Below are 19070 nucleotides of genomic sequence, written 5' to 3' on the forward strand. Positions count from 1 at the left end.
GGACTTGCATGAACATTCGATTCTGTTTGTGGCTGGGGCTTGGCTTGATACCGATTTGGGCAAACGCCGCCCCTGAAATTGCCCAGCTGTACGCGCCAAAACTGCCCGAGGGTTCCGCGTGGGTGCGGGTGGTCAACCCCTCCGACACCGCCATGCAGGTCCAGGTGGGCCAGGGTGCGAGTTTCGCCCTTTCCACCCAAGCCACGGTGGCCAGTCCTTTTCAGGTCGTGGACTCGCGACAGCCGCTACAAGTGACCGTCAACGGTCGCGAGATAAAGGGCCTGAGCGCACCGAAAAGTGCGTGGGTCACGCTGATTCTCGACAGCGACCCGGCACGGGCACCCCGCCTGGTCATCGACCCACCGCTGCGCGGCAAAGACCTGCGCGCCGAACTCAACCTCTACAACCTGGCCAACGGTTGCGAAAAGGCCGGGGTCAAACTGGCTAACCATGCCCCTGTGTTCAATCAGGTGCCGTTCAACGGCCAGGCCCAGCGCACGATCAACCCGGTGCAAGCGACGCTGGTTGCCAGTTGCGAGCAGAACATCAGCCTGCCGTTCAAGCTGGCGCCCTTCAGGGCCGGCGATCGTTACAGCCTGTTCCTGGTCGGCTCCCGGCAGGCTCCACGCCTGATCGGCCTTGTCGACCAGACCGCGCCATGACCCTTCAATTGAAATCTCGCTTGCCGGTTCCCGCCCTGATCGCCGGTGTGGTGTTGAGCCTGTCGGGCACCGGCGTTGAAGCGGCCTCGGTGGTCATTACCGGCGAAGGTGGCTGGTTGTTCCCGGCCTGGGAAAGCTTGAAAAGGGTCGACAACCCAGGGGCGACCCGCAACATTGCGCTGATCAAACAACTCCAGCAGCACCTTGCCCGGGAACACATCGACCTGGTCGTATTGGTAGTGCCAATGAAAGCGCCGTTTTATGCCTCGCGCCTGCCCGCCAATCAGCCCTTGAGCCCGGCCGTGATGCAGCGCTACGAGCACTTACAGAGCGACCTGACCCAGGCAGGCTTGACCACGCTGAACATCAAGCCCGTCCTGCAACGCACCGAACACGGCAAACAGACCGCGTTTTACCGCGCCGACTACCACTGGACAGCCTGGAGCGCGGAAAACACCGCCGACGCCACGGCGCAACTGATTACCGAGCGTTACCGCCTGCAAGGCGAACCCGGCGGTGGCGCGGCGCTGGGCGAGTGGTTCGACCGACGCGCGTTCGGTGATCTGGCGAGCAATTTCCTGCCGGCTATCAAGCGTAAATCGATTGGTCGCGACATCTACACCGTTCGCCAACAGGCACAGAACGACTTGCTGATCGATGACGCACCGGCACCGGTTCAGGTGATCGGCAACAGCTTTGTCCAACCTTACCTGGGCTTTACGCAAAAGCTTTCCAATGCGCTGGACCGTCCCGTCGCGCTGACCTGGAATCCCGGCGATGTCGGCCCGTGGGCTACGCTGCTGCAATACCTGGAGTCTGCGGATTTCGCCCAACACAAGCCGCAAGTGATCGTCTGGCAATTCAATGAGGGCCAATTCCACCTCGGCCCCGATGCCGCAGCCCACTGGAACGCCAAAGGCGTCACCTCGCTGAGCCAATGGCATCAGCGCATCAACAAGGCCCTTCCGTGAACATTATTGGTTACACCGCCAGTCGCGCGACCGTTGTGGGTCTGTTGTTTGCCGTCATTCTCGGCACCGGGACCGGCGTGCTCTACGTGACGGACAAAAAGGCCCAGACCCCTGGGATCGTCGGCATCGTCTGGCAGCCGGACAACAAGACCGTCGGCATCAACGGCCACTGGGAAAAGCTGGGGGCTCGTGAGCTGCTGGTGCAATGGACCGTCGTCGACGATCAGGCATTCGTTGCCGGTACCGGCCTGCCCAGCGTGCCGGTTCTGCCCGATTGGTCACGCATCGCCAAGGCCCCTTGGGCGCAAGACGTCATCCTCGGCCTGGCCGGCTATTTCAGCGAGAACCGCTCACGGGACAACATCGAGCAACTGGCGGCGGTCTCGGAACGCATCGCCAAATTGCCGACGCCCTTGCATGTCACCGGCTGGTATTTCCCCGCTGAAGTCGACCCCAGCTGGACCCGCGCCAAGGAGCTGCCTGCCCTGCTGGCCAAGTTACCGCGACCGTTATGGATCAGCGTGTATGACGGCGCCAACATCGGCCCCGTCGCCACGGCCGAATGGCTCAAGCAGTGGCTGCCGAATGACATTGGCGTGTTCTTCCAGGACGGCGTCGGTGTCTACGCCCGCACCGCACCGGTCGCCAGGACCTACGCCGACGCCTTGCGCCAGCGCTTGGGCAAAGACCGGGTGCGCATCATCGTCGAGGCCTTCCGCCCCAACTTCGGTGGCGGATTCCGCTCCGCAACCGCCGCCGAGCTCAAGCCGCAATTGGCGGCCTATGACGGTTATCTACTGTACCTGTTCGACGGACCGCACTACGTAACGCCTGAGTTGGTGGAACAACTGGCGCGATAACGTCGATCACCCCAGCGTCAGTCCGGGTTAACCCTTGACTGCCGCTTCGATCGCCGCGACGTCTATTTTCCCCATCTGCATCATGGCGTCGAACGCGCGCTTGGCCGTCGCTTGATCAGGATGGTTGATGGCGTCCGTCAGCACGCGGGGCGTGATCTGCCATGACAGTCCCCATTTGTCCTGGCACCAGCCACAGACGTTTTCCTGACCGCCGTTTCCGACAATCGCATTCCACAAGCGGTCCGTTTCGGCCTGGTCGTCGGTCGCCACCTGGAACGAGAACGCTTCGTTGTGCTTGACCCCCGAGCCCCCGTTCAGGCCGAGACAAGGAATGCCCATCACCGTGAACTCGACCGTCAACACATCGCCCTGCTTGCCCGCCGGATAGTCGCCAGGCGCACGAAGGATGGTGCCCACCGCGCTGTCGGGAAACGTCTTGGCGTAAAACGTTGCAGCCTCCAGCGCGGCGCCGTCGTACCAGAGACAAATCGTGTTTTTGCTGACCATTCTGGTTCTCCAACAATGGGGAAGGAATGATCATTCTAGCTGGCTGATGACTGGAAGCTCGGCTCGGCGCAAACCGCTGACGTGGCGCGAAGTGCAGGCAGCCCCAGAAGCACGACCACCACCATGAACAGCCCCGCGATAATGGCGACACCAAACCCTGCCCGCGCGCCATAGACATCGATGACCAGGCCCGCCGCCACGCCACCGAGCGCTACGCCGATGCTGATGCCCGTCGACATCCACGTCAGTCCTTCGGTGATCCTGGACGGCGGAACAATGATCGTACCGAGGTTCATGACCACGACCATCGTTGGCGCAAATGACATGCCGGCCACAAACAGCATCCCCGAGAGGATGTAGACGTTCGGTGAGAAAATCGGCAGTACGCCGGTGACGGCCGTGACCAGGACCCCAACGAAGAACTGTTTTTCAACCGGCAAGGAAAACCTTAGCGCACCGAACGTCAGGCCTGCGATCAGGGAGCCGAGCGCGTAGGCGGCCAGGATGAAGCTGGCAGACGCTGGCCAGTCTTGCGCGTTGGCGAAGGCAACCACAGCCACATCGACTGATCCGCCAATCACACCCATCGCCAGCAGCGCCAGGACGATGGTGCGAAGGCCGGGGATCAGCAAAGCCGAGCCTGCGTTCTTCCTGCCGCCGACGACCACCTTCGGTTCTGTCTGCCGCTGCAGCAGAAAAGCCGTCACACCGATGACCAGCAGCAAGACGGCCACCAGCGGTCCGGCTTCGGCGAAGAAATGGGTGCTCAAACCAATGGCCAGGGGTGGGCCGATAATAAAGGCCATTTCAGTGATAACCGTGTCGAGGGAAAAGGCCGTATGCAATTGCGGTTTGCCACGGAACAGTTGTGACCAGCGCGCTCTTATCATCGCGGGCATGCTTGGCATCGTGCCCGCCAGTGCCGCAAGAATAAAAAGCAGTACAGGCGGAGCCTTCATATACACCGCAAGTATCAGCGCCAGTAACATGCCGACGCTGAAGGCAGTCATAAGCGGCAGAACGCGACTTTGACCTCGCCGATCGACGAGTTTCGATACTTGCGGGCCGAACATCGCGTTCGCTAATGTAAAAGTGCCCGCGACCGAACCGGCCAGCCAATAAAGACCCGTCTGCTGCACCAACATGATAATGATGCCGATGCCGATCATTGCCTGGGGCAAACGGGCAATGGAGCTCGCGACCACCAACCCCGTGACGCCTGGGGTTGCGAGCAGTTCGCGGTAGTGATTTGCCATGACGACTCCGTCTTATTATTTAACGCTTATATGTATCCCGCTGTGCGCGATGCAGACCATGAGGGCGGGTTATCGAAAACTGAATGTGCACTTCACTTAGTAGGCAAGAGGGTAGTTACGTAACTTGCAACTGAACTCAGGCGTATGTAGTCGAGTGGCGCAGGCGAAATCACTCGAGCAAAGCCGCTCGCACAGATGACGAGTAAAACAATGAATTGAAGATAGAAAAGCAACTTCGTCGTGCATCCTTGCCTCCCGGAAGTGAGCAACATCACTTCCATTGATTGATTGCACCTACATCATGTAAGTACACACCCATGAACAACTATCAGATAAAACAATGACTGGGGTTTATATTCAGAAAAAACATTCAAGTTACAGCTCTGAAAATCATCGAAACCAAGAGTCTACCCCTGACACATCGAAGTCAACATCGCTTCACCGTTGAGCTCAATGAAAGCCCGACCCAACCAGCCAGGCTTTTCATGCGCAAAAAATCAGCCCCCAATCAAGGGCAGGCTGATCTTGTAAACAAGACTGGGCGCCTGCCCCGGTACATCGTCCAGCACCTCGACACGCTGCATGCCGATCTTTTCCAGCACGCCTATCGAGGCGGCGTGGGCAGGCCTGACCAGCGCAAAAATCTCAGGCACCTCCAGCTCATCGAATCCATATTCAAGCGCCGCCCTGCTCAACTCGGTCGCATAGCCCTGGCCCCAGGCGGTTACGGCCAATCGATAACCCAGGTTTAGCCGCTCGACCTCGCCAAACTTTCGCAAACCAATCCCGCCGAAACCAATGACGCAATCAGGGGAAGCACGAGTGGCGATGGCCCACAGTCCGTAACCGTGAATGGCCCAGTGACGGATCCAGTCTTCCAGCAGCGTTTCAGCCTGGTCGATCAGGGTCAGGGGCCCGGCCGGGTTGTACTGGTTCGTGCCAGGGTCGCCGTAGATAGCAAACAGGCTGGCCAGGTCTTCGGTTCGAGGTGGACTTAACAGCAATCGCGAGGTGGATCGTTGCATCGATATTTTCATCCTTGGCGAACGTCGGGAAGCCCTACTGCGGCTGAAAGGTCTGAAGGTACGCCAACAGGTTGTCGATCTTTTCCGGATCGCTGAGTCCCCAGAAAATCATGCGGGTGCCAGGAACCACTTCCTTCGGCGCTTCAAGGTACGCAGTCAGGGTTTCGCGAGTCCAGACGATGCCGGCCGATTTCATGGCGTCGGAGTATTGATAATCCGTCGTGCTACCCGACGGGCGTCCAAAAATGCTATTGAGTTGCGGCCCGAACGAACCCCGCGCCGACTCCCCGACTTGATGGCAGCCACCGCATATCCGTTTGAACAGTGTCGCGCCGGCTTCGGGATCGCCGGTCGCTTGTGCCTGAGCGCCGAACAACCCGGCCGTAAGTAGCAAGACCAGAGTGAGTGCTGCGGCTTTCTTCATGTCCTGCTCCAGATCATCTATGGCAGGTTCGTGGCGCTGGCGGCGAAACATTGGTCCGCCCGTAAACGAGTGACGTACATACATGATCCAATTGCGCTTTTCGCATGAAAAAAGTCATTTGTGCACCTACCTTACCTGATCCCTCCTGCCTAAAGTGCACCGGTCACTCAATCATCGGCGTACTTATGAATCTCTGGTTCCGACTGTTCCTCATGCTGTTTCGTCGTCCGTGGCGCAAGCCGGTTGATGCCTTGGCCACTACCGTCATCCGCCTGCGTGTCTGGCCGCTGGATCTCGACCTCAACCGCCACGTGACCAATGGCCGCTATTTCACCCTGGCCGACCTGGGACGCATGGACTACGTGCTGCGCAGCGGCGCATTCCGGGTGGCGCTGCGCAACAAAGCGGTGCCGATCGTTGGCGATACCTGGGGCAAATTCCGTCGCGAGCTGAAGCTGTTCGAAGTGTTCGAGATTCACACCCGGATGCTGGGCTGGGACGATAAGTGGAGCTTTATGGAGCACCGCTTCGTGAGCAAAGGACGCGTGGTCGGCGTGGTCGTGATGCGCGGCGTGTTCCGTGCAGGCAAAGGCACGGTCGCCCCCGGCGAGTTCGCCCGGGAGCTGGGCCTGGCGGAGCAATCGCCACCGATGCCGCAGTGGCTGACAGACTGGTCGCAAAGCTGCAACGACATGAGCCGTGAGCTTCGAGAAGAGGAAGGTCAGCCTGCCCGACGCCCCCAGACGGTGGAGTAACGCGCCAGCTATCCGCTGACAGCGGCAAGCGCAGGCTCTATCCTGTGCTCCCCGCGATTTCACCGGAGAACCCTGTGCCACCCCTGACCGCCCGCGAGGTTTACCAGCAGTTGCGCGACGCTGCGCTGGACGTTCGGCCTCTGATACGGCTCGACGAACAACCCGAGCCCGGCCACGTTCACGTCGATATCGAAGGCTGGCGCCTGAGCCTGGTTTTCGACGGCAATCGCCTGCTGCACTGCCAACGTTGCCAGGCCCCGGACGGCCGCGCGGGTGAACTCGACTGCTGGCAACGTTACGGCACCGACCCGGTCAGTTTGCTCAGCACTTGGGAGCTGGCACAGATCGAGCGCTTGCTGTGCCTTCAGCACCAGCCTTAATGTACCCATCCAGGTCCAGGACGTTGGTCGCGTAATCGTTCGGGTCGTAATGCAACCGTGCGCCGGCAGCGCCGTTATCGGTAGCGCCTGCTTTCATTGCAGCGGCATAGGCCGCATCGACCTCACCCCTGCTATTGGCGACGAACCCGACATGAGCACCCCGTCCCTCCACCACACCTTCACGCAGCCAGAAAAACACCCGGCCTTGCGTTAATCAGATGCGCAACCACGGCAACCCTAGATCCTCGGGCGAGCGCAGCCGTTACTGCTCCAATCCTGCCTGTTTCTGCTTTTCGCCCCTGGCACGGGACGCCGCACGGATTCTCGCCGAAATGCGCGGTCGTGCCGACTGAGGACTTTTCAGTCCGACGTGTACAGCTGACTCTGTTTCACGTCATCGCGCTGGCGAATGCGGGTATCGATCAATGGCTATGAAAGCGCCGCCACTGGCACCCACCCGACCATTGCGCATACCATGCTACGACTTCAAAACGTCAGGTATCGCCCATGATCAAAGCCAGCTTGCGAAGCCACCTGACACTCTGGTTTGCCGGATTGTCACTGCTCACGCTGGTGAGTGTCGGTTTCTACGTGGGCCACATCGCCACCGAGCAGATGAAGCAGGCGAGCGGCAATGCGTTGTTGAGCACGGCAAGGTCCGCCGCCGAGTTGTTGGGCGCGCAGCTGCATGAACGTCAACTCGAAGTGTCCCTGCTCAGTCGCGCCCCGCTGTTCAAACGTGGTGACCTGGACGATCCGGATATCTTGTCGTCGATGGAGCTGCGTTCGCAGTCCCGCGCCGAGTATGCGTGGATGGGCGTGGCCGATGCCGACGGGCGTGTGCGCCAAGCCGTGAATGGCCTTCTGGTGAATCAATCGGTAAAAGCACGTCCCTGGTTTCAGCTTGGGTTGCGCGGTGCCTATACCGGCGATCCTCATGAAGCGGTCCTGCTGGCCAAGCTGCTGCCGGGCACCGCCAATGGCGAGCCGTTGCGTTTCATCGATTTCGCCGCACCGATTCGCAATGCCGAGGGCCAGGTGATCGGTGTGCTGGGCGCGCATGCCCATTGGAGCTGGGCGACCCGCATTGTTGACTCCGCCGTACTGCGCAAGGGTACGACGCCTGAGGTGGAAGCACTGATTGTCGATCACGACGGTAAAGTGCTCTACCCGGAACCGCTCATGGGGCAACAACTGTCGGACATGCCGGTGGTGCAGGAAAACCATTCCGACACCTCTGGCTGGTCAGTGGGCAATGGTTACCTGACCAGCGTTGTCGCGGTGCCTACCCCCTCGAGCACCGACCTTGCGTGGTACATCGCTGTACGGCAACCGCTGGATATCGCACTTGAGCCCGCACGCATCCTGTTTTACAAGTTACTGGTGCTGGGCGTGATTGCCGCCATCGTGTTCGGCCTGGTGGCGTACTACCTGGCGCTGTACCTCAGCCGCCCGATCGAGAAGCTGGCAAAGTCGGCCAAACAGGTACAGAACCAACAACCCGGCGTGATGTTCCCCCGGGACCATTCGGTGCGAGAAATTGCCCAGCTTGGCCAGTCCCTTCAGGGCATGACCCAGTCCTTGCTCGGCAAGGAGCGCGAGCTGCAAGAGGCCAATGCGTCGCTGGAAGCCACGGTTGCGCAACGCACCGCCGCCCTCACCCGGGCCAATGCCGATCTGTTGAAGCTGGCCACCCACGACGCGCTGACCGGCGTGTACAACCGGCGCCGATTCGACGAGAAACTGGACGAGTGCAACCTGCTGTTTCAACGCACCGGACGGCCCTTTGCGCTGCTATTCATCGACGCCGACCACTTCAAGCAAATCAATGACACCCACGGCCATGCAATCGGCGATGAAGTGCTGCACCAACTCGCCCGACTGATTCAGGACAACACCCGCGCCACTGATTTCGTGGCCCGTTACGGTGGCGAGGAGTTTGCGGTGCTGTTGCCGGAGGTCGAGGAACCCGAGAGCCCCGAGGTCGTTGCCGAGAAGATCCGCGCCGCGATTGCCGCAGCCACTTTTGCCACGGTCGGGCACGTCACGGTCAGTATCGGCATCGGCCTGGCCGAGTCATCGGACAGCAATACGACCGCACTGATCAAACGCGCCGATCAGCAGCTTTATCAGGCGAAGTGGTCGGGAAGGAATCGGGTGGCGCAGCAGACCAGGGTGACGGAGCGCCACTGATCGCCACGATTCTCCAAACCCCAGCAACGAAAAAGCCCGGTTAAACCGGGCTTTTTCGCGTCAACAGGCAAAGTTCTGCGCTTACTGAACGTTTTTCAGCTTGACCACATCACCGGAGATCTTGGTGGTGTAACCGGTCAGGACCCAGGCCCAGAACCAGTTTTCCTGCACCTGGGTGTTGATCATCGCGTCGCCGCCCTTGGCTTTGATCGCCGCGTTCTGAGCGCGAACAAAACGGTTGTTCTGCTGGATCGGGATCACGCCGAACAGCAGCAGGCCAGTGGCGCTCGCTTCACTGTGGCCCAGGACGGTGTATTGGCTGCTTTCATAATGCTGGGTGTTCATCGGTGTGCCGGTGCAACCCGCCAGAACCAGACCGAACAAGGCAACAGCGACAACTTTACTGAGGTACTTCACTGAAAAACTCCATGAGATGTTGCCCGGGATCCATCTCTCGGGCGGCGCACACTTTAACGGATGAGATGGCCAATTGGTATCAGCTAAAGAAGGTGATTTGCCACCCTTTGGTTGACGGCGGCTTTTGTTCGAGAGGTGTTGAGAGCGACGGCAGCGTTAATCAACTCCTTCAACGCTTTCTCATTAATTTCATCCCCTTCATGCACGTCTATCGCCCGTCGCGTATTACCTTCAAGACTGGCATTGAAAAGCCCTGAAGGATCTTCCAGCGAAGCCCCCTTGGCGAAGGTCATCTTCACGGCGTTCTTGTACGTCTCACCGGTGCAGATGATGCCCGCATGCGACCACACAGGAACCCGCCACTTCCATTCTTCGACTACGTCAGGGTCGGCCTGCCGGATGAGTGCCCGGACCTTGGCGAGCGTTTCGCCCCGCCAATCGCTCAGTTCCTTGATTCTCGCGTCTATCAGCGAAGAGGCCTCTTCACCCTCTCCGTCCTTTGCGCCGATCATTTCCTTCTTCATCGAGTTGCCGCTCCTTCAGGATGGTTTTCGCCCGCTTCAAGATAGTTGCCGTTTGCCCGCCGTCCAGTGTCGCTGACTGACGGTTTGCGTCCAGGCAATCACCGCCATGCAGAAGAAAAGGGGACGTCTCTATTTTCCGTCCGATCCTGAAGGCGAAGTCCGATTAAACATCGGCGTTTAATCGACATCTCCAGTCACTCTCTCAGGCTACACATCCTTGCGCCGTTACCTACGACTGCGCCAGAATCCGCCGGCTTGTGCGCCTTGAGCCTAGGTTTTATCGTTTCCCCGTCGCTGATAAACAGCGATGGGGTTTGGTAGCCCCGGGGTATACGTAAGGTGTTAAGCACCATGATTCGCAGCGTTTGTTCGACTCTGCTTTATGGTGGTCATGCACAGGGCGCTTTCGGGCGCGCCGGTTTCTTACGTCCCGGTCTACCAACCTGAGCATGGCCGCCACCCCTCGTTTGGTAGCGAGAGTGATGGCCTTCATTTAAACGACGTAAGAGGTTTCATCCATGTTCAAACCTACGCCAAATCCACCCGAAACGGACGACGTTTCCCCCTACGAATCCATCGATTCCAAAAAACTCAACGAAGCCGCCGAACGCGCCCTCCGACTTCCACTTCCCGTCGAACGCCGACATCAAAGCCACCCCGAGAACGCGCAGTACCCTGTTTTCCGTAGACCCCGAGGCCACGGCCGAAACACTGGGGGTCTACCTGGTCGAGACCCTGGCCTCGGTCGACGTGATGGTGCACCAGTTGGTGGATCACCTGGAGGGCGAGTCGCGCTACGCCCTGCTGGGCATTTCCAACAGCATCATGATGGCGGAGATCACCGCAAACCGGGTGCTGGATAAAATTGATCTACCCAAGTAAATGCCGCTAGCTGTGGTGAGTGCGTAACTGACGGTGAGCTGTGCAGCGATCCCTTTCGGGGTCGCTCACGGCTCCGAGGGACCAACGGTGTCGAAACCCTTGCCCCAAGCAGTCAGTGCCTGGCCATCAACCCATGAAGCACTCCGAGCCTCAGCTCCGCCTCGGAAGGTGTCATCTGCGAGATGCCAAACACCTTGAACGCAGCCAGCATGACCACCAGCCCACCCGGCAAACTGCTCAGGCGATGGGGTTGCAAGCCCGCCAACCCGAGCTGATTGACATGCCCCGCTTCAAGCAGACGCAACGACAAGCGCAGAAGGCCGCCGTAAGTGATTCCGGCTTGGCCATCGTCATTCAAGCCGTTGGCCTTGAGGACTTTGGCGAGCATCCGCGCGGTGCCTGAAGAACCGATGGACTGCTGCCAACCCAGTGCACGGTAACGACGTGCGACCTTTTCAAACTGCACAGTGGCCACACGCTCGGCTTCCAGCAAGGCATGAGCCGTAATGCACCCGCCCTGAAAGTAACGCGTGCCAAAGGTGCCGCTGCCAATGGCAATGCTTTCGGTCAACAGCGGCTGGGTGCCCTGCCCCAGAATCAACTCGGTGGAACCACCACCAATGTCCACGACAAGTCGCATACTCGCGGCACTCGGTATCGTGTGGGCAACCCCGGCATACACCAGCCGGGCTTCTTCGTGCCCGGAGATCACGTCAATCCGAAAACCGAGATGGCGCTCGGCACTGGTCAAAAACAGTTGGGCATTGTCCGCTTCGCGCACCGCGCTGGTCGCCACGGCCCGCACCCGTCCGGCCTCAAAGCCGCGCAGTTTTTTGCCAAATCGCGCGAGCGCCTGCCACCCCCGATCCAACGCCAACTCATCCAGCGCACCGCCCTGGAATCCCTCCGACAAACGGACGGGCTCGCGCAGGGTTTTGACTTCCTGGATCACGATCTGCTGGTTGCGTCTGACCGACTGGCCAATCATCAGGCGAAACGCATTGGAGCCCAGGTCAATGGCCGCAAACAGGGAGGCGTCTCCTTTCATGGTGAAGATTCCTGGCAAATTCATCTGCCCGCGGACGGGTTGCGCTGGGTGTTCAAGACGGTTTGTGATGATCCTGCCACGCCTTAGGTGACACCAAGATGACAAGGCCCTTTATTGACCGTACAACGGCAGTCTCGATAGAGGCTGCCGCTTCCCGTGAAGACTTTCGCGCTGGCACGCGGGTATGATCCGGGATACCTCCCATGGACCCCTCTCTATGCCAGCGCCCACCCTCCGCCCCTCTCCCGCGCCCTTGCTCCAGCCAGGCGAGACCGTGGTCTTGTTCGACGGCGTGTGCAAACTGTGCAACGGCTGGGCAAGGTTCCTGATCCGCCACGACCGCGACCGACGCGTGCGGCTGGCCGCAGTGCAATCGCCCGAGGGGCAGGCACTGCTGGCGTGGGCAGGTTTACCCCTGGATCAATTCGATACCATGGCCGTGATCCGCGACCGGCACTACTGGGTGCGTTCGGATGCCGTCTTCGAAGTCATCGCCCAATTGCCCGGCGCCTGGCGTCCATTGAGACTGTTGCGCGCCTGCCCACGCAGGCTGCGCGATTGGGCCTACGACCGCATTGCGCTGAATCGATATCGGCTTTTTGGGAAATACGGCACCTGCCTGTTGCCCACTCCCGACCATGAACGTCGATTCTTGAAAACGCCAACGTGAGCGCCTTGAAACGCATCCACTGGATCGCCCGGGGAAGCCTGGCGTTCATGTTTGGCTACCATGGTCTGGTACCCAAGCTGTTGTGGTTGAGTCCTGGCGAGCGAACCATGATTCAAGCCCATGGCATTGACCTGGTGGAGTTGTTTGCCTATGCCACCGGGGTCGCGGAGATTGCCCTGGCCTTATGGATATTGCTCGCGCCACGCATCACCTGGCCGTTGATTACTGCCTCGACAGCACTGGCTGGGCTGCTGCTGGATGTCGCGATTTTCAATACGTCCATGCTCAAGGATGCCTTCAATCCCGTCACCCTCAATGTGGCCGGACTGGCGCTGTGTGCGGTGGCCTGGAATAGCAAGGCTTGAGCAAACAAGTGTGAACCAATCCGCGCGCGGGACGTCTCTCGGCCAAAACCGGAATTTCCCTGCATCGCCATGTATTACAGTGTGTCTGGCTATCCTCTTGATACATCCGTTTTCACCGGGCCTGCGTTTCGACACAGGCCAGACACGTCGCCGCGTTCAAATGCTCTCAAGGTTTCAAGGGGCTCAGCCAGAACCCCTGGCCAACGCCTTGCAACGGAGACATCACCATGAAGATGGCAATGCAAAACAAAACCGGCAACACCCGCCGCCTGGTCAGCTCGTCGATCCTGGCGTTTGCCCTGTTCGGCGCGCTCGGCGTTGCCCACGCGCAAACGCCCGCCGCCGCACAGCCGGATGCAATCAAGGCCGACACCACTTATGCAACCCCTTCCCCGTTCGGCCCGCTGAAGCACATCAAGGCGGGACTGCTAAACGTGGCCTACGCCGAAACTGGCCCGGCCGACGGGCCGGTGGTGATTCTTCTGCATGGCTGGCCGTATGACATTCACAGCTATGACGAAGTCGCCCCGCTGCTTGCGGCGAAGGGTTATCGCGTATTGATGCCGTATGCGCGTGGTTATGGTGATACGCGTTTCCTGTCCGATAAAACCCTTCGCAATGGCCAACCGGCCGCGCTGGCCAGTGACGTCATCGACTTCATGGATGCACTGAAGATCAAACAAGCGGTGCTCGGTGGCTACGACTGGGGCGCGCGTTCCGCCGGCATCGTCTCGGCGCTGTGGCCAGAACGGGTCAAGGCGCTGGTTTCGGTCAGCGGCTATCTGATCGGTAATCAGGCGGCCGGTAAAAACCCGCTGCCACCCAAGGCTGAATTGCAGTGGTGGTATCAGTTTTACTTCGCCACCGACCGCGGTCGTGCCGGGTACGAGAAAAACACCCACGACTTCGCCAAGTTGATCTGGCAACTGGCCTCGCCAAAATGGGCGTTCGACGACGCCACGTTCGACCGCAGCGCCAAGGCGCTGAACAACCCCGACCATGTCGAGATCACCGTCTTCAATTACCGCTGGCGCCTGGGCATGGTCCAGGGCGAGCCGCAATACGAGGCGCTCGAACAGAAACTGGCCACCGCGCCGTCCATCAGCGTGCCGACCATCACCCTTGAAGGCGATGCCAACGGTGCACCGCACCCTGCCCCCGAGGATTACGCCAAACGCTTCACCGGCAAATACGAGTTCCGGCTGATCAGCGGCGGCATCGGCCACAACTTGCCGCAGGAAGATCCGCAGGCGTTCGCCAAGGCTGTGATTGATGCGGATCACCTTTGAGGTCGATCTGAAATAGCCCTTTCACAACGACGGCTCGTTTTATCAACGAGCCGTTGTTTGTTGGAAAAAATCCCGTTGATCCAGCCCGCAGACATTATTCGAGCAACGAGACCAGGCGCGACTCCAGGGAGGTCTCGAACACCTCCAGCAGCGCCAGCGTCACCGGCAATTTGAAGCGCCGCCGCCCCGCGCTGCCGGGATTGAGGTAAAGCCGTTCGCCATGCCACTCGATACGTGGCTTGTGCGAATGGCCGGTGATCACCAGCTTAATGGCTGAGTCGAGCCCGACCGGGACGTCGGCAAAGTCATGCACCAGCAGCGTTTGCCATCCGTTGAGATCGAAACGAAGAAGGTCGGGGAGTTTTTCTGCCCACGGTGCATCCAGGTCATTGTTCCCGCGAACGACGTACAGGGGGGCGATAGCCTTGAGTTGATCGAGTATTTCGGCGTTGCCGATGTCGCCTGCGTGAATGATCTGCTCACAATCCGCCAGGGCAGCCAGGGCTTCGGCGCGGAGCAAGCCGTGGGTATCGGAAATCACACCAACTTTCATGCGCCGCTCCAGATCTGGTTCAAGGATGAGCACAGTGTAACGCTGCTGTGAGCAGTGCTACGGAACAGGCTCCATGACTGATCCCGTTACAGCTCCGTCCCGCACCGTCCGCCTGACCTCAGCCTGTATGGCATAAGCCGGCGCCTCCACAGCATTGAAATCTTGTGTATACCGCTGGGCAAACCCGTCGACACCCCATTCCTGAAACTGCTGCACATGCTTGAGCTCGTGAGCCCAGAGCGCGATGTTCTGTTCTGCGGTTTCAGCGTCCCGGAAGAGGATGATGTCGATCAGCGTCACGGCACCGACATCCGGGTTTTGCAGCATGGCCGTGGCGGCGTTGAACTGGCCGTTGTCGCTGACTTTGTAGCGCGCGGCATCGAGGACGCCGGGATCGTACCAGCGCAGCAGTTGCTCCCGGATGTGCGGTGGAATGGGTTGCAGGCCGGTGATGGCGGCGTCAGCGCGGGCCTGGGTCAGCCACAACGTCAAGGCCGGCGCGGCGATCTGGTAGAGGTCATCCGTCAGTCCCATGTCTGGCAGGCAGATACACCCGTCCAGGCACACTTGTTTCTCGCCAGCCGGGCAGGCGTTGGTCTGGGCTGACACTTCAAGCGTCAGGCAAAAAACAAACAGCGCCACCAGGCGCGTGGTGATGGGCGGCATTGGGCGCTCCAGGGACGGATGCGACACGAACAGTGAGTCTGCGCGCCGCCAAACAATCGCTGGACACGACAGACCACAGTTTCCTGTAACTCACTCGCTCTCAGAGGACGTGATGGAGTCGAGACTGGATTCAGCCGCGAGCTTCAATCGGTCAGCCTTACTAATGTATTTAGACTTGCTTGCCGGTGCCAGTTTGGCACTGGCCTTTTTGGCGTGCGCCTTTAATAACTGCTTTATTTTTTTTTGACGATTCATGGTGTTCCACTCGGTTTGTCAGCGCTCGAATGATATCAGCTTAAATTGCCGGAACAGGTCCCTGTGGTGCGCACAGGCTGCACAACCCGGAAATAGACGGCGAATCGCGGGCGTTGGCAGAACCGCCCGACACCGGACGTCCGCCACCACCGCTATCCGTCGAAGACTGTGTGGAGCACTACCCGAGGGTATGTGCAGGGAAGTCCGTGTAACCCACCTCGCCGCATCGGGTGTAATAAATTGATCGGTCCGCTTCGGCTAACGGCCAGCCGTGCTTGAGACGTTCCGCAAGATCCGGGTTGGCGATAAAGGGTCTGCCTAAGGCGATCAAGCCCACCAACCCGGTGCCGAGCGCAGCCATCAGTGAGGCCACCGCACCAGATGAATGCGCCAGGGAACGCGGCCCGAACCTCGGCCAGCAGCGTGTGGTCAAGGTGGTGAGCGTTGAACTCAGCAACCTCCATGCTCTGCGCAGGCATCAGCTAGTAGACCAAGTGCAGGTAGGCTACGCCGGGACAGCCCAGACGCTCGGGTAGGAAAATTCGGTGAACCGAGGCTGATCGCTACATAATGGGCCCCGTCATGGACGCCGACGGCTACTCCAACCATCACCTGCACTAAGCCGCTGTTTCGCCGCCTTGCGGTTTAACCGCGCCATACCTCACGCCAGCCCGAAGCGCATGTCGGAGTTTCAGGGCCGGCCGTTCGATGTAGTAGTACGAAACGCAACTCAACCCGAACGACAGGATCAAAACGGCTGCAACGATGTGCGCGTCGTAGGCAACGGGCCAGAAAGCACGCAGAAAGTACATCACCACAAAGTGATTCAAAAACACGCCATAGCTGATGTTCCCGAGGAGCTCGTCAACCCGATGAAACTTGAGTTTCGTCAGCACGTACACGGCAGGGATACCTAACGCTATACCCGCTGTCACCTCCGCGTTAAACGGCCGGCGCTCAATCAGCCCCGCTTCGATTGCCGCAAACATCAAGGCAGCCACCACGGCAGTGCTGGCAGCGATCGCTAATCCCTTCGCCTGCGGTTTGTACAGGTAGCTGCCGCACAAGAACATGAACAAGACGCCCGGCAACAGGCGATAGCCGTACACATCGGTGTTGATGAAACCAAGACACGCGGTCATAAATACGGCGACTGACACGGCAAACGCAACGTCCCTCGACTTGTAGATCAACAGGAAAGGGATCACCAGGTAGAAACACATCTCGAGCCCCAGTGACCAGGCCGGCGGCAAAATCAGCGACCCAGCAACCCCGAACATGTAGAAGCCGAGGGGCACCATAGTAAGGCTCGCCGCGATGTTCCCGAGCATCAGCTCGGCGGCTTGAGGCGTGCCGGGCAGCAGGCAATAAATCACGGCGCAAGAGGTCAAGAAGTAGAACAGGAATTGAGGGTAAAGCCTCAAGGCCCTGTCCATGTAGAACAGACCGATTTTCTGCGGCGTCTTGTAATTGCGCTCGATGAGCGAGGTCATTACGAAGCCGCTGATGATCAGAAAGGAAATAACGGCAACCACGCCGGGGTTAAGCCCCGCGAACGTCTTGCCCATGTGAGAAACGGCCACAAGAATAGCCAACAGCAAACGATAAGCGCCCATTTACACCCCAGACGTCCTTGTATTTATGGCGCGTAAACTACGATGCTTTTCGTCCTGAGGACAGGATTATTTCGTGCTGCAGAAACCCGCCTTCATCTGCGCGATATCGACCAGGCGATACGTGAGGAACCAAAAAAAGCCCCGCAACCGAAACGCGGTGCGGGGCAGAAAACTGGTTGGTTGCGGCCAACCAAAGGAGCGCTTGAAAAACGTTGACGGGCCGGGGTCAGATGCAATCCTGGGCGGCGCGTCCAAAACTCGAGGGCAGTAAATTCGAGGCCAGCAGGTGCCGCTCGTAGATGAACACCTTGCCGCCACTGCCGGCCTTGTAGGCTTCGAGCACGTTGTCCGCAGAGACTTTGCTCGGCACTACGATCCGGTAGCTGCGCTGGGTCTGCGAGACAGTCGGGTTCAACGCACTGCCCTGCAATTTCGGCACGACGCAATCGGCGTACTGGGCCGGTGTCTTGCGGGTCTGCAAGGTCAGCGTCGGGTCGTTCGGAGCAGAGGCGCAACCGCCGAGCAACAAAGAGGCAAACGCCATGGCAGGCATAAACAAAGGGCGCATGGATGTCATCCTGAAAATAAAAAGTCCGGTTCGTCACGCGACGGGACAGCGTCACGGGCGGTGTTCGATGGGGGCGATTTTCCGGTTATTACCGACAAAGCAGAACTTGTGTTTCGTGATTGTCACTATTACTTCCCGCAATAGTTGCGCGCCGTGCAGACTCGTACACACTCAATCACACCTGAAAAAGATTGATGAGGCCTCTCCTTGAGAACGTTTGACCTGATCCGCGACGCCGTCCTGCCCGATTTCCGTGAACGGGTGGCCGAGCTCTTCGTCAGGTGGAGAATGACGCGCAGTACGGCGTCGGGGTTTGGCCAGGAATGTGCCCCGAGCCTTTGAAAGAACAGTGATGAATCGGCATTAATCCGATGTGAGCAGCGCATAGACACAGAGGTGGCCGGCGGCTGGGGACTGCACGGTCTGCGGCCATCAAGCCGTGGCTTCCGGCGATAGGTTTTCGCGCTGACGAGGAATGTGTTCAACAGGTCGGATGTTCGATTGCAGCCATTCACAATGGGCGATGCCTTGATACTCTGTGTGCCCCATGACCATGGACATCAGCACATGGAAGTAGCACCACACTTCATCATTCTTGAAACCACCCACTGGCTTCTCAATCATCACATGTCGTCGGCGCTTCCCGGCTATCTGATGCTGGGGTCGAAGACTCACGTCAACTCGCTGGCTGAACTTCCCGAGGGTGCACTGGCGGAGTTAGGTGGGCTGATGGCCAACATCCAGAAAACCCTTGAATTGCAGCTGAAGCCGAAATGGCTCTACATCAGTCGATTCGGTCACGACCCTGGCTACCCCATCCACTTTCACTTTATTCCGGTGTATGCCTGGGTCGAGGCGCTTTTCTGGAAAGATGCCAGGTACAGGCTTTTGCAGACATTCGCCAGCAACGAGAACGCCCAGTCACTGACTGACGGAGCGGAACTCACGCTGTTCATCTGGCGTGAATTTGGGGAGAGTCCTGAGCCGCCGGAAGCTCAAGGGCCTTCAATCAACCAGGTCATTGATGATTTACGCATAGCATTCAGATAGGGGCAGCAGGTTTGTCCGTTCGGGGTCGACGTCCTTCGTAATCGGCAGCTATTGGCCGATTGCTTCTGACTAAGAGCTGTTGTCGACCCAAAGCTGACGTTGGCGACAGGCAGCAAAGATTGCGTCACCCCTGA

22 protein-coding genes and 2 pseudogenes are annotated in these 19070 nt (G+C 59.2%); 11 read left to right on the forward strand and 13 right to left on the reverse strand.

Annotated elements, in window-relative coordinates; translation table 11 throughout:
• The first annotated feature begins 8 nt into the window (after positions 1-8).
• From ACIQV9_RS17885 to ACIQV9_RS17895, 3 genes are read left to right on the forward strand one after another with little or no spacing between them, the layout of a single operon-like run.
• Positions 9-662, forward strand: coding sequence for an alginate O-acetyltransferase AlgF (locus tag ACIQV9_RS17885; RefSeq protein ID WP_403104021.1), 654 nt, complete (start codon positions 9-11; stop codon positions 660-662).
• Positions 659-1633 (forward strand): twin-arginine translocation pathway signal, encoded by a 975-nt coding sequence (locus ACIQV9_RS17890; RefSeq protein WP_403104024.1) that lies wholly within the window; start codon positions 659-661, stop codon positions 1631-1633. Before ACIQV9_RS17885 ends, ACIQV9_RS17890 begins: the two co-directional genes overlap by 4 nt.
• Positions 1630-2493 carry a hypothetical protein gene (locus tag ACIQV9_RS17895; protein ID WP_403104027.1) on the forward strand — a complete coding sequence of 288 codons (864 nt, stop codon included), beginning with the start codon at positions 1630-1632 and terminating at the stop codon, positions 2491-2493. Before ACIQV9_RS17890 ends, ACIQV9_RS17895 begins: the two co-directional genes overlap by 4 nt.
• Positions 2494-2520: 27 nt before the next feature.
• Here the strand turns inward: ACIQV9_RS17895 and ACIQV9_RS17900 are convergent, their stop codons facing one another.
• The 4 genes from ACIQV9_RS17900 to ACIQV9_RS17915 form a co-directional block, all read right to left on the reverse strand.
• Positions 2521-3000 (reverse strand): VOC family protein, encoded by a 480-nt coding sequence (locus ACIQV9_RS17900; RefSeq protein ID WP_403104030.1) that lies wholly within the window; start codon positions 2998-3000, stop codon positions 2521-2523.
• Positions 3001-3035: 35 nt separating this feature from the next.
• Positions 3036-4256 (reverse strand): MFS transporter, encoded by a 1221-nt coding sequence (locus ACIQV9_RS17905; RefSeq protein ID WP_403104033.1) that lies wholly within the window; start codon positions 4254-4256, stop codon positions 3036-3038.
• Positions 4257-4753: 497 nt separating this feature from the next.
• Positions 4754-5281, reverse strand: a complete 528-nt coding sequence (locus tag ACIQV9_RS17910; RefSeq protein ID WP_403104036.1) for a GNAT family N-acetyltransferase — start codon at positions 5279-5281, stop codon at positions 4754-4756.
• A gap of 34 nt (positions 5282-5315) precedes the next feature.
• Complete coding sequence (locus ACIQV9_RS17915; protein WP_403104039.1) at positions 5316-5705, reverse strand: c-type cytochrome; 390 nt, start codon at positions 5703-5705, stop codon at positions 5316-5318.
• Between the two features lie 185 nt (positions 5706-5890).
• Between ACIQV9_RS17915 and ACIQV9_RS17920 the strand changes: the two genes are divergently transcribed.
• A complete protein-coding gene (locus tag ACIQV9_RS17920) occupies positions 5891-6460 on the forward strand; it encodes an acyl-CoA thioesterase (RefSeq protein ID WP_403104041.1) in 570 nt (189 codons plus the stop codon).
• A gap of 74 nt (positions 6461-6534) precedes the next feature.
• A complete protein-coding gene (locus tag ACIQV9_RS17925; RefSeq protein ID WP_403104044.1) occupies positions 6535-6840 on the forward strand; it encodes a hypothetical protein in 306 nt (101 codons plus the stop codon).
• Here the strand turns inward: ACIQV9_RS17925 and ACIQV9_RS17930 are convergent.
• Positions 6782-7045, reverse strand: a pseudogene (locus ACIQV9_RS17930) (hypothetical protein); the annotation flags it as partial. The gene ACIQV9_RS17925 and the pseudogene ACIQV9_RS17930 sit on opposite strands and share 59 nt — an antisense overlap.
• 302 nt (positions 7046-7347) lie before the next feature.
• Here ACIQV9_RS17930 and ACIQV9_RS17935 point away from each other — a divergent pair.
• Entirely contained in the window at positions 7348-9033 is a 1686-nt protein-coding gene (locus tag ACIQV9_RS17935; protein WP_403104047.1) for a diguanylate cyclase, read from the forward strand.
• A gap of 81 nt (positions 9034-9114) precedes the next feature.
• Here ACIQV9_RS17935 and ACIQV9_RS17940 read toward each other — a convergent pair whose 3' ends face one another.
• Complete coding sequence (locus tag ACIQV9_RS17940; RefSeq protein ID WP_074878077.1) at positions 9115-9450, reverse strand: hypothetical protein; 336 nt, start codon at positions 9448-9450, stop codon at positions 9115-9117.
• 83 nt (positions 9451-9533) lie between these two features.
• Positions 9534-9974, reverse strand: coding sequence for a DUF1801 domain-containing protein (locus ACIQV9_RS17945; protein ID WP_403104050.1), 441 nt, complete (start codon positions 9972-9974; stop codon positions 9534-9536).
• A gap of 518 nt (positions 9975-10492) precedes the next feature.
• Between ACIQV9_RS17945 and ACIQV9_RS17950 the strand changes: the two are divergent.
• A pseudogene (locus ACIQV9_RS17950) lies at positions 10493-10856 on the forward strand (DUF6124 family protein).
• Between the two features lie 112 nt (positions 10857-10968).
• Here the strand turns inward: ACIQV9_RS17950 and ACIQV9_RS17955 are convergent.
• The gene (locus tag ACIQV9_RS17955; RefSeq protein ID WP_403104053.1) at positions 10969-11904 is read right to left on the reverse strand and encodes a Ppx/GppA family phosphatase; all 936 of its coding nucleotides are present in this window, start codon (positions 11902-11904) and stop codon (positions 10969-10971) included.
• A gap of 217 nt (positions 11905-12121) precedes the next feature.
• Here ACIQV9_RS17955 and ACIQV9_RS17960 point away from each other — a divergent pair, with 217 nt between their 5' ends.
• The 3 genes from ACIQV9_RS17960 (at position 12122) to ACIQV9_RS17970 (ending at position 14228) form a co-directional block, all read left to right on the forward strand.
• Complete coding sequence (locus ACIQV9_RS17960; protein WP_403104056.1) at positions 12122-12574, forward strand: thiol-disulfide oxidoreductase DCC family protein; 453 nt, start codon at positions 12122-12124, stop codon at positions 12572-12574.
• On the forward strand, positions 12571-12939 hold the full coding sequence (locus ACIQV9_RS17965; protein WP_403104059.1) for a DoxX-like family protein: 369 nt from the start codon (positions 12571-12573) through the stop codon (positions 12937-12939). Before ACIQV9_RS17960 ends, ACIQV9_RS17965 begins: the two co-directional genes overlap by 4 nt.
• Before the next feature lie 227 nt (positions 12940-13166).
• Positions 13167-14228 (forward strand): alpha/beta fold hydrolase, encoded by a 1062-nt coding sequence (locus tag ACIQV9_RS17970; protein ID WP_403104062.1) that lies wholly within the window; start codon positions 13167-13169, stop codon positions 14226-14228.
• Positions 14229-14322: 94 nt separating this feature from the next.
• Here ACIQV9_RS17970 and ACIQV9_RS17975 read toward each other — a convergent pair whose 3' ends face one another.
• The 5 genes from ACIQV9_RS17975 to ACIQV9_RS17995 all read right to left on the reverse strand — a co-directional run bounded on the left by ACIQV9_RS17975 (position 14323) and on the right by ACIQV9_RS17995 (position 17886).
• The gene (locus ACIQV9_RS17975) at positions 14323-14781 is read right to left on the reverse strand and encodes a metallophosphoesterase family protein (protein ID WP_403104064.1); all 459 of its coding nucleotides are present in this window, start codon (positions 14779-14781) and stop codon (positions 14323-14325) included.
• Positions 14782-14838: 57 nt separating this feature from the next.
• Complete coding sequence (locus tag ACIQV9_RS17980) at positions 14839-15447, reverse strand: DUF4157 domain-containing protein (protein WP_403104067.1); 609 nt, start codon at positions 15445-15447, stop codon at positions 14839-14841.
• A gap of 90 nt (positions 15448-15537) precedes the next feature.
• Positions 15538-15702, reverse strand: coding sequence for a DUF2986 domain-containing protein (locus ACIQV9_RS17985; RefSeq protein ID WP_403104070.1), 165 nt, complete (start codon positions 15700-15702; stop codon positions 15538-15540).
• A 617-nt stretch (positions 15703-16319) separates the two neighbouring features.
• On the reverse strand, positions 16320-17318 hold the full coding sequence (locus ACIQV9_RS17990; protein ID WP_403104073.1) for an acyltransferase family protein: 999 nt from the start codon (positions 17316-17318) through the stop codon (positions 16320-16322).
• A gap of 226 nt (positions 17319-17544) precedes the next feature.
• A complete protein-coding gene (locus tag ACIQV9_RS17995) occupies positions 17545-17886 on the reverse strand; it encodes a hypothetical protein (RefSeq protein WP_403104076.1) in 342 nt (113 codons plus the stop codon).
• 567 nt (positions 17887-18453) lie between these two features.
• Between ACIQV9_RS17995 and ACIQV9_RS18000 the strand changes: the two genes are divergently transcribed.
• Positions 18454-18936: an HIT family protein gene (locus ACIQV9_RS18000; RefSeq protein ID WP_403104079.1), complete on the forward strand. Its 483-nt coding sequence runs from the start codon at positions 18454-18456 to the stop codon at positions 18934-18936.
• The last annotated feature ends 134 nt before the right edge of the window (positions 18937-19070 follow it).

The organism is Pseudomonas sp. NPDC099000 (assembly GCF_044759925.1).
In the GTDB taxonomy this organism is placed as follows: Bacteria; Pseudomonadota; Gammaproteobacteria; order Pseudomonadales; family Pseudomonadaceae; genus Aquipseudomonas.

Coding starts and splice junctions, on each gene's coding strand:
- ACIQV9_RS17995 (WP_403104076.1), bottom strand. CDS start 17,886: ATGCGCCCTTTGTTTATGCCTGCCATGGCGTTTGCCTCTTTGTTGCTC.
- ACIQV9_RS17985 (WP_403104070.1), bottom strand. CDS start 15,702: ATGAATCGTCAAAAAAAAATAAAGCAGTTATTAAAGGCGCACGCCAAA.
- ACIQV9_RS17890 (WP_403104024.1), top strand. CDS start 659: ATGACCCTTCAATTGAAATCTCGCTTGCCGGTTCCCGCCCTGATCGCC.
- ACIQV9_RS17915 (WP_403104039.1), bottom strand. CDS start 5,705: ATGAAGAAAGCCGCAGCACTCACTCTGGTCTTGCTACTTACGGCCGGG.
- ACIQV9_RS17990 (WP_403104073.1), bottom strand. CDS start 17,318: ATGGGCGCTTATCGTTTGCTGTTGGCTATTCTTGTGGCCGTTTCTCAC.
- ACIQV9_RS17945 (WP_403104050.1), bottom strand. CDS start 9,974: ATGAAGAAGGAAATGATCGGCGCAAAGGACGGAGAGGGTGAAGAGGCC.
- ACIQV9_RS17910 (WP_403104036.1), bottom strand. CDS start 5,281: ATGCAACGATCCACCTCGCGATTGCTGTTAAGTCCACCTCGAACCGAA.
- ACIQV9_RS17935 (WP_403104047.1), top strand. CDS start 7,348: ATGATCAAAGCCAGCTTGCGAAGCCACCTGACACTCTGGTTTGCCGGA.
- ACIQV9_RS17980 (WP_403104067.1), bottom strand. CDS start 15,447: ATGCCGCCCATCACCACGCGCCTGGTGGCGCTGTTTGTTTTTTGCCTG.
- ACIQV9_RS17920 (WP_403104041.1), top strand. CDS start 5,891: ATGAATCTCTGGTTCCGACTGTTCCTCATGCTGTTTCGTCGTCCGTGG.
- ACIQV9_RS17975 (WP_403104064.1), bottom strand. CDS start 14,781: ATGAAAGTTGGTGTGATTTCCGATACCCACGGCTTGCTCCGCGCCGAA.
- ACIQV9_RS17900 (WP_403104030.1), bottom strand. CDS start 3,000: ATGGTCAGCAAAAACACGATTTGTCTCTGGTACGACGGCGCCGCGCTG.
- ACIQV9_RS17905 (WP_403104033.1), bottom strand. CDS start 4,256: ATGGCAAATCACTACCGCGAACTGCTCGCAACCCCAGGCGTCACGGGG.
- ACIQV9_RS17960 (WP_403104056.1), top strand. CDS start 12,122: ATGCCAGCGCCCACCCTCCGCCCCTCTCCCGCGCCCTTGCTCCAGCCA.
- ACIQV9_RS18000 (WP_403104079.1), top strand. CDS start 18,454: ATGGAAGTAGCACCACACTTCATCATTCTTGAAACCACCCACTGGCTT.
- ACIQV9_RS17955 (WP_403104053.1), bottom strand. CDS start 11,904: ATGAAAGGAGACGCCTCCCTGTTTGCGGCCATTGACCTGGGCTCCAAT.
- ACIQV9_RS17885 (WP_403104021.1), top strand. CDS start 9: ATGAACATTCGATTCTGTTTGTGGCTGGGGCTTGGCTTGATACCGATT.
- ACIQV9_RS17970 (WP_403104062.1), top strand. CDS start 13,167: ATGAAGATGGCAATGCAAAACAAAACCGGCAACACCCGCCGCCTGGTC.